At 58.1% G+C, this 12579-nt stretch carries 15 protein-coding genes; 11 read left to right on the top strand and 4 right to left on the bottom strand.

Annotated elements, in window-relative coordinates; all coding sequences use genetic code 11:
- Positions 1-64 precede the first annotated feature (64 nt).
- The 4 genes from M2103_RS10525 to M2103_RS10510 form a co-directional block, all read right to left on the bottom strand.
- The gene (locus M2103_RS10525) at positions 65-601 is read right to left on the bottom strand and encodes a hypothetical protein (protein WP_277510452.1); all 537 of its coding nucleotides are present in this window, start codon (positions 599-601) and stop codon (positions 65-67) included.
- Between the two features lie 509 nt (positions 602-1110).
- Positions 1111-1752 carry a flavodoxin family protein gene (locus M2103_RS10520; RefSeq protein ID WP_277510451.1) on the bottom strand — a complete coding sequence of 214 codons (642 nt, stop codon included), beginning with the start codon at positions 1750-1752 and terminating at the stop codon, positions 1111-1113.
- Positions 1753-1762: 10 nt separating this feature from the next.
- A complete protein-coding gene (locus M2103_RS10515; protein ID WP_277510450.1) occupies positions 1763-2263 on the bottom strand; it encodes a pyridoxamine 5'-phosphate oxidase family protein in 501 nt (166 codons plus the stop codon).
- A gap of 23 nt (positions 2264-2286) precedes the next feature.
- A complete protein-coding gene (locus M2103_RS10510; protein ID WP_277510448.1) occupies positions 2287-4164 on the bottom strand; it encodes an autotransporter outer membrane beta-barrel domain-containing protein in 1878 nt (625 codons plus the stop codon).
- Positions 4165-4549: 385 nt separating this feature from the next.
- Here M2103_RS10510 and rpsL point away from each other — a divergent pair, with 385 nt between their 5' ends.
- The 11 genes from rpsL (at position 4550) to rpsC (ending at position 12578) form a co-directional block, all read left to right on the top strand.
- Positions 4550-4930: a 30S ribosomal protein S12 gene (rpsL, locus tag M2103_RS10505; protein WP_108824934.1), complete on the top strand. Its 381-nt coding sequence runs from the start codon at positions 4550-4552 to the stop codon at positions 4928-4930.
- Positions 4931-4976: 46 nt separating this feature from the next.
- Positions 4977-5450: a 30S ribosomal protein S7 gene (gene rpsG / locus M2103_RS10500; protein WP_108824935.1), complete on the top strand. Its 474-nt coding sequence runs from the start codon at positions 4977-4979 to the stop codon at positions 5448-5450.
- A 57-nt stretch (positions 5451-5507) separates the two neighbouring features.
- Positions 5508-7712, top strand: a complete 2205-nt coding sequence (gene fusA / locus M2103_RS10495) for an elongation factor G (protein WP_277510447.1) — start codon at positions 5508-5510, stop codon at positions 7710-7712.
- A gap of 177 nt (positions 7713-7889) precedes the next feature.
- The gene (gene rpsJ, locus M2103_RS10490; protein ID WP_108824937.1) at positions 7890-8198 is read left to right on the top strand and encodes a 30S ribosomal protein S10; all 309 of its coding nucleotides are present in this window, start codon (positions 7890-7892) and stop codon (positions 8196-8198) included.
- Between the two features lie 273 nt (positions 8199-8471).
- Positions 8472-9125: a 50S ribosomal protein L3 gene (gene rplC, locus M2103_RS10485; protein ID WP_277510444.1), complete on the top strand. Its 654-nt coding sequence runs from the start codon at positions 8472-8474 to the stop codon at positions 9123-9125.
- 28 nt (positions 9126-9153) lie between these two features.
- Positions 9154-9795: a 50S ribosomal protein L4 gene (rplD, locus tag M2103_RS10480; protein WP_277510443.1), complete on the top strand. Its 642-nt coding sequence runs from the start codon at positions 9154-9156 to the stop codon at positions 9793-9795.
- Positions 9792-10073: a 50S ribosomal protein L23 gene (rplW, locus tag M2103_RS10475; protein ID WP_277510441.1), complete on the top strand. Its 282-nt coding sequence runs from the start codon at positions 9792-9794 to the stop codon at positions 10071-10073. The genes rplD and rplW overlap by 4 nt, the downstream gene beginning before the upstream one ends.
- 35 nt (positions 10074-10108) lie before the next feature.
- Positions 10109-10975 carry a 50S ribosomal protein L2 gene (gene rplB, locus M2103_RS10470; RefSeq protein WP_277510440.1) on the top strand — a complete coding sequence of 289 codons (867 nt, stop codon included), beginning with the start codon at positions 10109-10111 and terminating at the stop codon, positions 10973-10975.
- Positions 10976-11088: 113 nt separating this feature from the next.
- On the top strand, positions 11089-11364 hold the full coding sequence (rpsS, locus tag M2103_RS10465) for a 30S ribosomal protein S19 (RefSeq protein WP_277510439.1): 276 nt from the start codon (positions 11089-11091) through the stop codon (positions 11362-11364).
- A gap of 218 nt (positions 11365-11582) precedes the next feature.
- Positions 11583-11927, top strand: coding sequence for a 50S ribosomal protein L22 (rplV, locus tag M2103_RS10460; RefSeq protein ID WP_108824942.1), 345 nt, complete (start codon positions 11583-11585; stop codon positions 11925-11927).
- A 15-nt stretch (positions 11928-11942) separates the two neighbouring features.
- A complete protein-coding gene (rpsC, locus tag M2103_RS10455; protein ID WP_108824943.1) occupies positions 11943-12578 on the top strand; it encodes a 30S ribosomal protein S3 in 636 nt (211 codons plus the stop codon).
- Position 12579 lies beyond the last annotated feature (1 nt).

Below are 12579 nucleotides of genomic sequence, written 5' to 3'. Positions count from 1 at the left end.
CAACCCTCACGAAAGAACCAACAACAAAACAACACATAACCTTCCTCCGCCGACTATATGCTTTTTAAAATGTGCGAAACTTGACGGACACTACCCAATTCTCAGGGAGCAATCCCCATTGAGTTGGTTTATAAACTTCTTTTATCTCAATCGGAGTGTCCAACTTAACCAAGTTGTCGAACGTATGTTTATCAACATTTGAGTATGTGGGATATCGACCATCTTTTGATGTCTTCCAATATCCAATAAGAAATAAACCATTGTTTTTCATCTCTATTAAAATCGGCTCCGTATCCAACATCATGGTTTCGTTCAGATTGTTTGATGCACGTATTCTAAATTTTATTTTCATATGTTTTTCTCCATAGTTGTATTTTTCAATTGCCCGAAGCACCTGTGCCTTAAGATATGAGCTGGTTACACATATGCCAAGAGAGCCATCAACAGGATTGTAATCTTTTCTTACAGGCTTCATTAAGCCCTTAGGAATGGTTTCTATTTGCGTCCAAGATTTATCGTGTTCAATAAATGTTAGATGGCATGGGTAAAGAAACTCATTCAAGTTTTCACTAATAGGTAAAGCATATTCAAATTTAAGCATGTGCTTGCTTTCTCTGAATTCAAATACCATAAATCGCAGGCCATTAGGAGCGCACCTACTTTCCTTGTATTCAAATAAAGACAATGCGTCGCATTTTGAATGAAGGTTAATGCAGACTAATAATATTATTATTAATTTTATTTTCATTTGTGTTAAATGTGCTCTTGCGGAGTTGCAGGCTTTTCTCTTTAATGTTGCTCAACCAAGTGACGGGGAAAAAAGAGGCGAATACGGACAGTTGTATCATAGGGCATTTTAAAACTGGGTGGAATGAGAGTGTGCCGTGAATTGGCAGGGCTGCGTCAGTATTTTATGCATATTTGCCTTTGCGCTTGCGGTCAAACACTCAATTCGGCCTCGGAATGCTCGATTGGACGTTTTCGGTTCATAGCATTTCCAGTTTATTTTGTTGTGAGACAATGCCTTTTGGTAGGGCGAAGCTTCTGGCTGCGCCACAACAGCCCCGGTTCACCGGGCCGGTATTCAACTGTTGCTTTGTTCGATACGCCCTACCCTGCGGCCAGGCGCGCGCCGAGGGCGAAGGCTTTGGCGCAGTCTTCCTTGAAGACGGTTTCGTGACGCTGTTTGCGCGCGGGGCCGTCGAAACGCGATGCCGCGTAGTGATCGTAGTCGGAGAATTGTTGCGTTTCCGTGACCAGCATTGTTTCCGCCTCGCCATAGACTTCGCGCAGGTAGCGTTCGTTGGCTTTCAGGAAATTTTCGTAGCCGTATGCGGGCAGTTCGTCCGCGCGGATGTTCATTGTGTAGATGAACGCGCTTTTGATTTTTTTGGGAAATGTCGAGGGCTTCCCGTCGTATGATTTATACGGGAACAGCAACCGCTCCATGAACGAGCGCATTTCGCCGGTGACGCAGCCGAGGTAAACCGGCGAGCCGAGCAGCACCGCGTCGCAGTCGCGCACTTTTTTGAGCACGGGCAGCAGGTCGTCCTTGATCGCGCATTGCTCGAGTAGCGCGCCCTTTCGCTTGCACGCGAAACAACTGCGGCAGCCTTTGTAGTCGATGTCGTAGAGGTTGATCAGCTCCGTCTCCGCGCCTTTCGATTTTGCGCCGGACAGCGCGTGCTCGAGCAGCGTGTGCGTGTTCCACTTCGTCCGGGGGCTTCCGTTGAATGCGATGACTTTTCTCATCGGGGAAAAATCACGCGCGCGGCATGACGCGCTTTGTCTTGCCCGTGCGGTGCTCGATGTCGAGGCGCAGGATGTGCGTGCGATGGAAGGACGCCTCCATGTATTTTTCGCCTTTCTCAATAAACTCGGGGCAGTATTTTTTCACGAGCAGGCGGAGCGCGGCGCGGCGTTCGTCGGCGTCAAGATTTGACGCGATCCTGCCAAACACGATCACGCTTTCATACGCGGTTGTGAATTTGTCCGGGACGACTCGCGTCGCGCCGACCACGCAGAAGCTCGCGCGGTTGTCCACCGTGAGCGCGTCGAGTTTGCGGCCTTCCGGCGCGCAGTGAAAATAGATGCGATCCGCGCCGGCGCCGGTTTTTTCGCGCACAAAATTGATCGGGATTCCGTAGCCGCCGATGGCGGTGTTCATTGCGAGAAATCCGTATTCGCCCGTTTCGAGAAGGCGTTCCTGCCCGGCTTCGTCCAGCAGGCGGTCTTGGCGGCGAACTTCGGGGCGGGGTTGCATGGCGGCGGAAAAACGGGGTGGCGTCACCACGCGTAACGGTAGCCGGCGTTCACCGCCCAGGGGCGGTTGTAGCGCTTGGCGCGCGAGTATTCGTAGTCGTAATAAAACTGGCTGCGCTCGTTGATCACGTAGGCGGCGCCGAAGCCGACCTCCCAGCGCCAGCCGTCGAAGTTGGCGGTGAAGCTGCGCGCATTGGCGCCGGAGCCGACGCGCACGCGTCCGTCGCTCGTGTGCGAATACACGGCCGCCGCCTTCGCATACGGATGCCAGCCCTGGCTCGCGCCGGCGACTTCGCCGAGGCGCAACGCGATGCGGGCTTGCGCGGATTTCGATTTTTCAACGCTCACGGGAACCGAGGTTCTTTCGTTGTAGTGGTAATGCGCGTTGTAATCCGCGCCGTCGATGTGCGCGACGGCGTATTGCACAAAGGGCTCGATCCACCACTCCTCGTTCCAGAGCAGGCGGCGTCCGAACTCGAACGAGAGTCCTTTGACGTTGGCGTTGTAATCGGCCTCGGCGAGGTAGCCGTCGGTGGTCACGGCGTTGATGTCGTTTTTGTTGCGGTCCATGCGCCCGAGCAGATCGGCGAACCAGCCGGTTGCGTGCAGCCATGTCACGTAAAGGCCGCCGCCCGCGCCGTTGGTTTTTCCGTCGCCCGCGCCGTTTTTGAAGTCGCGGTTGACGTGGGTCACAGTGCCGAACGCGCCGAGGAACCATGTCGATGCGCCGGAGTCGCCGCCGGGATAAAACGCCTTGTCGGCGCCAATCGTCGCGCCGTAGTTGTATTGGCTGAAATTGCGTCCGGTGAGCCGCGAGTCGGCGTTGAAACGCGCGGCGTTGACGCGAAACCAAAGGTTGGCCGCGCCGCCGAGCGGGGGCTCGCGCAGTTCGCCCATGCGCTTGTGAAGCGAGTCGAGTTCGTAGTGCCAGTCCTGCCCCGCCGCGGCGGCAGAGGCGATCACGGCGGAGGCGATGCGGCTGGGCAGTTCGGTGTTGTTCAAATACCAGTTTCCGTTTGCGCCTTGCTCGACTTTGTAAATGTGGGCTGCTGTTTCCGTCGAGCCGCTGAAGACCGCCGTGCCGCCGCCCTTGTTTTCGACAACGAGGATCGAGGTGTCGTTGTTTTCGGGAGTGTCGCCGTATTTATCAAACATCAGCCTGTGCGAACCTTCGCTCGTGCCGGTGAGAATGATCTGGTCGCTGTAGCCCGCGCCGGGGTTGTAGCGGAGTTGGAACTCCGCGCCGTCGCCGGTGAGCGAGTCGAGCGTGAGCGCGTTGTAGTTCGCGCCGGTGCTGCTGAAGGCGACCGTGCCGCCGGACGAGACGACGAGGCTTTTTAGTGTTTGGTTGTAACCGCCGAGATCGAGCCGCGCGGAGGAAGCGAGGATGACGGCGGAGCTTTGCGCGATGGCGTCGGCGACGTTGAGGCGCAACGCGCCGGCGTGCACATCGGTCGTGCCCGTGTAGGCGGTGGTCATGGAAAACGTGAGCGTGCCCGTGCCTTCCTTGAACACGCCGGCCGAGCCGGACAGGCCGATGCCGGCGTTGGTGCTCGTGGTCGCGGTGAGCGCGTAGCGCAGGGTGAATTCCCAGTTGCCGTCACCGGTGACGATCATGCCGGGGTTCGTGCCGGACGCGCCGATGGTCACGCCGTTGGACGAGGTGATGGTGATTGTGCCGGGCGTGACGGACGGCTGGTTGGGCGAACCGAAGACGACCGCGCTGCTCGCGGAGAAATGCGTGGCGGAGCCGCTCCACCAGTTGGTGCCGGAGCCGGTCACCCAGTTGTTGGAATCATCGGCGTTGGTCCATTCGAGTTCGGCGCCCGCCGATGCGAGGGGAAACGCGAGGGTTGCGGCAAGGCACAGGGCGGCGAAGGCTGGGAGTTTTGAGAGGCTCATTTGCAGGGATGTGTTGAACTTCAGACGCCGCGCGGCGTCAAGAGTGACGGTTGGCCGACTTTTTTTGGAGGATCAGGAGAATCCGGTAGGATGATTTTGCCCTGTTAAAACGATTTGGTTGTTTTTCGCTTGCCTGGCGCGGGAAGGAGGGCTCTTTTTTGCGGTTCAACATTTTTCTCCCTCACTTTTATGCGTCGAAGGACTGTAGCTGGTTGGCGGCGCGACCATCGTGATACCGAAGGAATCCGGGCTCTCGTTCAGCCCCAATTCTTCGTGCAATCATTTTTTCGCAAAAAATCCTTGCTCACTTGTTCAGGAAAGGTAGCGTCTGCCCCCTTTTCCTCTTTTTCAGACACTCAGTTTCCAATTTTTTAACCAAACCGTTATGCCAACCATCAACCAACTTGTTCGCAAAGGACGTCGCATTATTCGCACGAAGTCCAAGTCTCCCGCACTCGATAGAAACCCGTTTCGCCGCGGTGTTTGCGTGCAAGTCATGACCCGCACTCCCAAGAAGCCCAACTCCGCCATTCGCAAGGTGGCCAAGGTGCGCCTCACCAACGGCAACGAGGTCATCTCCTACATCCCCGACGAGGGGCACAATCTCCAGGAGCACTCGATCGTGCTCGTTCGCGGCGGCCGTGTGAAGGATCTCCCCGGCGTCCGTTACCATATCGTTCGCGGCACGCTCGACGCCACCGGTGTTGAGAAACGCCGTCGCAGCCGTTCCAAATACGGTGTCAAGCGTCCGAAGGCCGCCAAATAAGCCATAACCCGCAATCTTTAACCGTCGTTCATTTACATTTCCAATCATGTCACGCCGTCACAGAGCCACCAAGCGCACCACTGTTCCCGATTCGCGCTACAACAGCCCTCTCGTTGCCCATTTGGTCAATGTCATCATGAAGAGTGGCAAGAAGAGCCTCGCCCAGCGCATCGTCTACGGAGCCTTTGAGAAGGTTTCCGCCAAGCTCGAGAAGGGCGATCCGGTTGACCTTTTGATTGGCGCGCTTGAGAACGCCCGTCCCCGCCTTGAAGTGAAGAGCCGCCGCGTCGGTGGCGCCACTTATCAGGTGCCCGTGGAAATTTCCTACGAACGCCAGGAGAGCCTTGCTCTTCGCTGGATCACCAACGCAGCCAAAACCCGCAAGGGCATTCCCATGAAGGACGCCCTGGCCGCTGAAATCGTCGACGCCTACAATAACACTGGCACTGTCGTCAAAAAGAAGGAAGACACGCACCGGATGGCCCAGGCCAACCGCGCCTTCGCTCACTTGCGCTGGTAATTCGAAACCGCCGCGTCCACCCGCCCATCGTCAACCATCGCTTCGCGCCCGCATCACATGTCAGCCACCGAATTCGACGTTTCCAAACTTACCATAATCACCGACAAGTCCAAGGTCTCGTCGGAGAATGCCAAAGACCGTCCCTTCCCGCTCGAATGGACCCGCAACATCGGCATTGCCGCGCACATTGACGCCGGCAAGACCACCACTTCCGAGCGCATCCTCTATTATTCCGGCACCGTCCACAAGATGGGCGAAGTGCACGAAGGCACCGCGGTCACCGACTGGATGGAGCAGGAGCGCGAGCGCGGCATCACCATCACCGCATCCGCCATTTCCTGCGCCTGGCTCGCGAGCTGGGGTCCGTGGAAGGGCATCAAGCAGCGCATCAACATCATCGACACCCCGGGCCACGTGGACTTCACCGCCGAGGTGGAGCGCTCCATGCGCGTGCTCGACGGCGCGGTCGCCGTTTTCTGCGCGGTCGCCGGCGTGCAGCCCCAATCCGAAACCGTCTGGCGCCAGGCCAACAAATACCACGTTCCCCGCGTCGCGTTCGTCAACAAGATGGACCGCACCGGAGCCGACTTCCTCCGCGCCGTCTCCGAAATGCGCGAGAAGCTCAAGGCCAACGCCCACCCGCTCTTCCTGCCCATCGGCAAGGAAGACGGCTTCATCGGCCTCGTGGACCTCGTCCAGAACGTCGCCTACTATTTCACGGAACCCACCAAGGACGATCCGCTCGGCATGACGCCGGACATCCGCGACATCCCCGACGACATGAAGGAAGACGCCAAGAAATGGCGCGACCAACTCATTGAGGCGGTTTCCGATTTCGACGACGTGCTCGCCGAGAAATACCTCGGCGGCGAGGAAATCACCACCGAAGAGCTCATGCTCGCCGTGCGCAAAGCCACCATTTCGATGAAGTTCTTCGGCGCCATCCCCGGCTCGGCCTTCAAGAAAAAAGGCGTCCAGCGCCTCCTCGACTGCGTTGTCAACTACCTCCCGAACCCGATGGAAGTGCCGCCGATCCGCGGCGTCGATTCCGAAGGCAAGGAAATCGAAATCCCCGTCTCCGACAACAGCAAGCTCGCCGGTCTCGCCTTCAAGCTCTGGACCGACCCGTTTGTCGGACGCCTCGTGTTCTACCGCATTTACTCCGGCAAGCTCCTCAAGGGCACCCCGGTTTACAATCCCCGCACTCGCCGCAGCGAGCGCGTCTCCCGCCTCGTCCTCATGCGCGCCATGGATCGCGAGGAAATCGACGTCGCCTACGCCGGTGACATTTGCGCCGTCGTCGGCGTGAAGGACGTCATCACCGGTGACACGTTCTGCGACGAAGACCTCGACGTGCGCCTTGAGCCGCCGTCATTCCCCGAGCCCGTTATCTCGATGTCCGTCGAGCCGAACTCGAAGGGCGACCAGGAAAAAATGTCCATCGCGCTCCAGCGTCTCGTCGCCGAGGATCCGACCCTCAAGGTCAAGACCGACGCCGACACCGGCCAGACCATTCTCTCCGGCATGGGCGAGCTTCACCTCGACATCATCGTCGACCGCATGAAGCGCGAGTTCAAGGTCGAGGCCGCCGTTGGCAAGCCGCAGATCGCCTACCGCGAAACCATTCTCTCCGCCGCCGAAGGCGAGGGCAAATTCATCCGCCAGTCCGGTGGCAAGGGCCAATACGGCCATTGCGTGCTCAAGGTCGAGCCCAATGAAAAAGGCAAGGGCATCGAAGTCATCAACGAAATCGTTGGCGGCGTCATCCCGAAGGAATTCATCAAGCCCACCACCGACGGCATTTACGAAGCCTGTAACAACGGCGTCGTCGCCGGCTACCCGGTCGTGGACGTCAAGGTCCGCATCGTTGACGGCTCCTTCCACGAAGTCGACTCGTCGGAACTCGCGTTTAAGATGGCCGGCATCTTCGGCTTCAAGGAAGCCATGAAGAAAGCCACGCCGATCCTCCTCGAGCCGATCATGGCCGTCGAAGTCACGACACCCGAGGAATACCAGGGCGACCTCATGGGCGACATCAACCGCCGCCGCGGCACCATCCAGGGCATCGAGAACAAAAACGGCGCCGCGATCGTCAACGCGCACGTTCCGCTCGAAAACCTCTTCGGCTACGTCACCGACATCCGCTCGCTCTCCAAAGGCCGCGCCAGCGCCTCGATCACACCCTCGCACTTCGAGCAAGTTCCCAACTCGCTCCTCGCGAAGATTGTCGAAACCTCCTCCAAAGCACCAGCCAGATCCTAATAACAAAACACGAAATAAATTTTCGATTTTCGATTGCGCGCTACCGCGCGAAACGAAAAACAAAAACTGAAAACCAAAACGAACGGAGCGGAAGCTCCCAATCGAGAATCGAAAATCGAAAATCGAAAATTCCACCACCACTCTTCTCCAACTCGTTCTTTATCACGCCACACCGCCATGAAAGGCCAACGCATTCGCATTAAACTCAAGGGCTTCGATTACCGCGTAATCGACCAGTCCGCCCTCGAAATCGTCGAGACCGCCAAGCGCTCCGGCGCCCGTGTTTCCGGCCCCATCCCGCTGCCCACCCGCATCGAGAAGCTCTCCGTGAACCGCTCGCCGCACGTTGACAAAAAGTCGATGGAGCAATTCGAGTCGCGCACACACAAGCGCCTCATCGACATCATCGAGCCGACCGCCCAGACGGTTGATGAGCTAAAAAAGCTCAATCTCCCTTCTGGTGTTGACATTACGATCACGGTCTGAGTTTTTCGACCTCTTTCGTTTAATTTTCGATTTTCGATTCTCGATTTTGGATTGCGCGCTGCCGCGCGATGCCAAAAGCGAAACGGAGCGGAAGCTCCCAATCGAAAAACCAAAATCAAAAATCGAAAATTAACACACGACATTTTAACCAATCACCAACAACCAAATCACTTTCACAACATACTTAGTTCTTGCCCATGTGCGCGCCGCGCACCGCTGGGTTTCGACTAATGTAGGTCGTTAAACGGAAACAATCCACCTACCACTTAGCCCATGATCACTACGCTCCTAGGCAAAAAACTCGGAATGACGCAGGTCTATGACGCCCAAAACGTCCTGGTCCCCGTCACCGTCGTGGAAGCCGGCCCCTGCCCGGTCGTCCAAGTCAAAACCACGGAAACCGACGGTTACAACGCCGTCCAGCTCGGCTTCAACCAAAAGAAAGCCAAGAACGCCTCCAAAGCCGAGGCCGCTCACGCGAAGAAGGCCGGTCTCGAAGAGACGCCCCGCGTGCTCAGCGAAATCCGCCTCGACGCGGCCCCCGAACTCAAGGTCGGCGACATCGTCAAAGTCGACATCTTCAAGGAAGGCCAGATCATCGACGTGATCGGCATCACCAAGGGCAAGGGCTTCCAAGGCGTCGTGCGCCGCTTCCGCGTCGCCGGCGGCGTCTCCTCCCACGGCTCCATGTTCCACCGCCGCATCGGCTCGGTCGGCATGCGCCAGACCCCCGGCCGCGTTTGGAAAAACCAGAAAATGCCGGGACACATGGGCAATGTCCGCCGCACCGTGCAAAACCTCACGGTCGTCAAGATCATCGCCGAGAAAAATCTCATCCTCGTGAAAGGCGCCATTCCCGGCGCGAACGGAGACGACGTCATCGTCCGCACCGCCATCAAAGGCCAGCCCCGCGCTGCCGCCAAATAAGGCCTAACCCACAAGGAAAACGCAGACCATGAAACTCAAAGTTTTCACACCCGACGCAGCCAGCTCCGTTGAAAAGGATTTCGACATCCCTCTCTTTGAAGGCGAAAACGCCAATCGCGGCCTCCAAGCCGTCAAGGAAGTCATCGTCGCCATCAACGCCAACAACCGCCAGGGCACCCGCTCTACGAAGACCCGCGGCGAAGTAGCCGGCTCCAACAAGAAGCCCTTCAAGCAAAAAGGCACGGGCCGCGCCCGCGCCGGCGAAAAACGCTCGCCCATCTGGGCCGGCGGCGGCGTCGTCTTCGGCCCCCGTCCCCGCGACTTCTCCAAGAAAATCAACTCCAAGGTCAAGACCCTCGCCTTCAGCCGCGCGCTGTTTGACCGCTGCGCCGCCGGAGAGCTCGACGTCATCGAAAAATTCGAGACGCCCGCCGCCAAGACCAAGGAAATGCAAAAAGTCATCCGCACCATCGCCCCCAAGGGCAAGGTGCTCGTCGTTGACGAAACCTTCACCCTCGAGGCCGCCCGCGCCACGCGCAACCTCTGCAGCGTCGAAATGCAGGAAGCCTCGAAACTCAACACCCTCGACCTCGCGCAATACAAGAAGATCATCGTCTCCACCGCGGCCCTCGAGAAAATCATCGCCCGCACGAAAGGAGCCAACGCATGAACACCACGCACGTCCTCAAGCAAGTTCTCCTCACCGAGAAATCCAACAAACTCTCCTCGGACTACGGCCAATACACCTTCGAGGTCGACATCGCGGCCAACAAGCACCAGGTAGCCGAAGCCGTTGAGAAAGCCTTCAAGGTCACCGTCACCCGCGTGAACATCATGAACATCGACGGCAAAAACAAACGCAGCCGCCAGGGCCGCCCGTCGAAAACCTCCGCCTACAAAAAGGCGATCGTGACCCTCAAGACCGGCGACAAAATCGAGCTCCTCTAACGAGCCGCGCGCCATCAACAAGGAGAACCATCACAATGCCTATCAAATCACTTCGTCCCCTGACCGCCTCCACGCGATTCACGAAACTGAATGTCACGCCCGGCCTCGCCAAGAAGCGCCCGGAGCGCGCGCTCACCGAATCGCACGGCAAGACCGGCGGCCGCAACAACAACGGCCGCATCACCACGCGCCGTCGTGGCGGCGGACACAAGCGCCTCTACCGCGTCATCGACTTCCGTCGCGACATCCTCGACATGCCCGCCAAGGTGCAGGCCATCGAGTATGATCCGAACCGCACCGCGCGCATCGCCCTCGTTTGCTACACCAACGGCGAGAAACGCTACATCCTCGCTCCCGAGGGCCTCAAGGTCGGCGACACCATCTTCAGCTCGAAGAAAGCCACGAACAACGACTTTGTTGTCGGCAACAACTTCCCCCTCGAAGTCATTCCGCCCTCCACCAAGCTCAACTGCGTGGAACTCCTTCCCGGCCGCGGAGCCCAGATGGGCCGCACCGCCGGCACCTCGATCGAGCTCGTCAACGTCGAGGACGGTCAGGCCACCATCAAGCTTCCCTCCGGCGAACTCCGCCGCGTCAACGCCAACTGCCGCGCCACCATCGGCGTCATTGGCAACGCCGACAACAAGAACATCTCGCTCGGCAAGGCCGGCCGCAAGCGCTGGCTCGGCAAGCGCCCCCGCGTTCGCGGCATGGTCATGAATCCCGTCGACCACCCCAACGGCGGTGGTGCCGGCAAGTCCAAGGGCGGTGGCGGACGCCAGCACCTCATGTCCCCGTGGGGGCAGCTCGCCAAGGGCTTCCCGACCCGCAAGCGCGCCAAGCCCTCCAACAGCCTTATCATCACCCGCCACAACGGCCGTCCGCCGCGCGGCAAGAAATAAAAGCCTGAAAGCCTGAAAACCTGAAGGCTGAAACAACAAACCGCAAAACACTCACCGAATAACAACCCGACCTTCAGCCTTCAGGCTTTCAGGTCTTCAGAAATTCCTCCCACATGGCACGCTCAATCAAAAAAGGTTTCTACGTCGACTACCATCTCATGGAAAAAATTGAGAAGGCAGTCGAAACCAAGTCGCGCAAACCCATCCAGACCTGGTCGCGCCGCTCGACAATCACGCCCGATTTCGTCGGCCACACCTTCAACGTCCACAACGGCAAGGCTTTCGTGGCCGTGCACGTCACCGAAAACATGGTCGGCCACAAGCTCGGCGAATTCGCGCTCACCCGCGTCTTCAAGGCTCACGGCGGCATGACCCGCAAGGAAGTCTAGTGATTTTCGATTTTGGATTTTGGATTTTCGATTGCGCGCTGCTGCGCGGCACCGAAAACGAAAACGGAGCGGAAGCTCCCAATCCAAAATCGAGAATCGAAAATCGAAAATAAAAACCACCACTTTTCTCACCAACAACCAAACAACCAAAAGGGTAGGGGAGCCCAATAACCAACCGCTCCTGCTATCGCCGCCAAACCGGAATCGTTAACAAACACATGGAAGTCCAAGCACTCACACGATACGCGCGCATGTCGCCGAAAAAAATGCGCGAAGTCTCGCGCACCATTCAAGGCCGCACCGTGGCCGACGCGCGCAACCTCTTGAGCGTCATCACGCGCAAATCCGCGCGCCTCATCGCCAAGACCCTCAACTCCGCCGTCGCAAACGCGGAGAACAATCACAACCTCAACGCCGACGCGCTCACCGTGAAGCTCGCCGTCATTGAAAACGGCCCCGTGCTCAAACGCTTCAAGGCGGCCGCCCGCGGTTCCGCCGCGCCCCGCCGCAAGAAGATGTCCCACATCCGCATCGTCCTCACCGACGGCCAAGACAACAACTAATTTTACGCAACCACCATGGGCCAAAAAACCAATCCCGTCGGCTTCCGCCTCGCAGTTCACCGCAACTGGCAATCCCGCTGGTATGCGAACAAGAAAGACTTCGCCAAGCTCCTCGCAGAAGACCAGCTCATCCGCGAGAAACTGATGGAGAAACTCAAGCAAGCCTCCGTCCCCCGCATCTTCATCGAGCGCGCCTCCAACCGCGTCCGCGTCAAAATCTACACCGCCCGCCCCGGCATCGTCATCGGCCGCAAGGGACAGGAAATCGACAAGATCAAGGACGACCTCGCCAAGCTCACCGGCAAGGAAATCCTCCTCGATATCACCGAGGTCAAGAAACCCGAGACCGACGCGCAACTCGTCGCCGAGTCCGTCGCCCTCCAGCTCGAACGCCGCATCGCCTTCCGCCGCGCCATGAAAAAGGCCGTCGAAATCGCCATGAACCTCGGCGTCGAGGGCATCCGAATCCAGTGCTCGGGTCGTCTCGGCGGTTCCGACATCGCCCGCCGCGAATGGCAGCGCAAGGGCCGCGTTCCGCTCCACACCATGCGCGAACAAATCGACTACGGCTTCTCCGAGGCCCAAACCGTTTACGGCAAGATCGGCGTCAAGTGCTGGATCTGTAAAAAAGAAGCCGAAGCAACCAACTAAT

Source organism: Ereboglobus sp. PH5-5 (assembly GCF_029504805.1).
Classification (GTDB): domain Bacteria; phylum Verrucomicrobiota; class Verrucomicrobiia; order Opitutales; family Opitutaceae; genus Ereboglobus.
The sequence above is the reverse complement of the archived record's forward strand: the minus strand, read 5'-3'. Positions and strand labels throughout refer to the sequence as shown.

Bases quoted from the DNA above. Each gene is read 5' to 3' on its own strand.
- M2103_RS10525 (WP_277510452.1), bottom strand. From the start codon at position 601: ATGCTTAAATTTGAATATGCTTTACCTATTAGTGAAAACTTGAATGAG.
- M2103_RS10520 (WP_277510451.1), bottom strand. From the start codon at position 1,752: ATGAGAAAAGTCATCGCATTCAACGGAAGCCCCCGGACGAAGTGGAAC.
- M2103_RS10515 (WP_277510450.1), bottom strand. From the start codon at position 2,263: ATGCAACCCCGCCCCGAAGTTCGCCGCCAAGACCGCCTGCTGGACGAA.
- M2103_RS10510 (WP_277510448.1), bottom strand. From the start codon at position 4,164: ATGAGCCTCTCAAAACTCCCAGCCTTCGCCGCCCTGTGCCTTGCCGCA.
- rpsL (WP_108824934.1), top strand. From the start codon at position 4,550: ATGCCAACCATCAACCAACTTGTTCGCAAAGGACGTCGCATTATTCGC.
- rpsG (WP_108824935.1), top strand. From the start codon at position 4,977: ATGTCACGCCGTCACAGAGCCACCAAGCGCACCACTGTTCCCGATTCG.
- fusA (WP_277510447.1), top strand. From the start codon at position 5,508: ATGTCAGCCACCGAATTCGACGTTTCCAAACTTACCATAATCACCGAC.
- rpsJ (WP_108824937.1), top strand. From the start codon at position 7,890: ATGAAAGGCCAACGCATTCGCATTAAACTCAAGGGCTTCGATTACCGC.
- rplC (WP_277510444.1), top strand. From the start codon at position 8,472: ATGATCACTACGCTCCTAGGCAAAAAACTCGGAATGACGCAGGTCTAT.
- rplD (WP_277510443.1), top strand. From the start codon at position 9,154: ATGAAACTCAAAGTTTTCACACCCGACGCAGCCAGCTCCGTTGAAAAG.
- rplW (WP_277510441.1), top strand. From the start codon at position 9,792: ATGAACACCACGCACGTCCTCAAGCAAGTTCTCCTCACCGAGAAATCC.
- rplB (WP_277510440.1), top strand. From the start codon at position 10,109: ATGCCTATCAAATCACTTCGTCCCCTGACCGCCTCCACGCGATTCACG.
- rpsS (WP_277510439.1), top strand. From the start codon at position 11,089: ATGGCACGCTCAATCAAAAAAGGTTTCTACGTCGACTACCATCTCATG.
- rplV (WP_108824942.1), top strand. From the start codon at position 11,583: ATGGAAGTCCAAGCACTCACACGATACGCGCGCATGTCGCCGAAAAAA.
- rpsC (WP_108824943.1), top strand. From the start codon at position 11,943: ATGGGCCAAAAAACCAATCCCGTCGGCTTCCGCCTCGCAGTTCACCGC.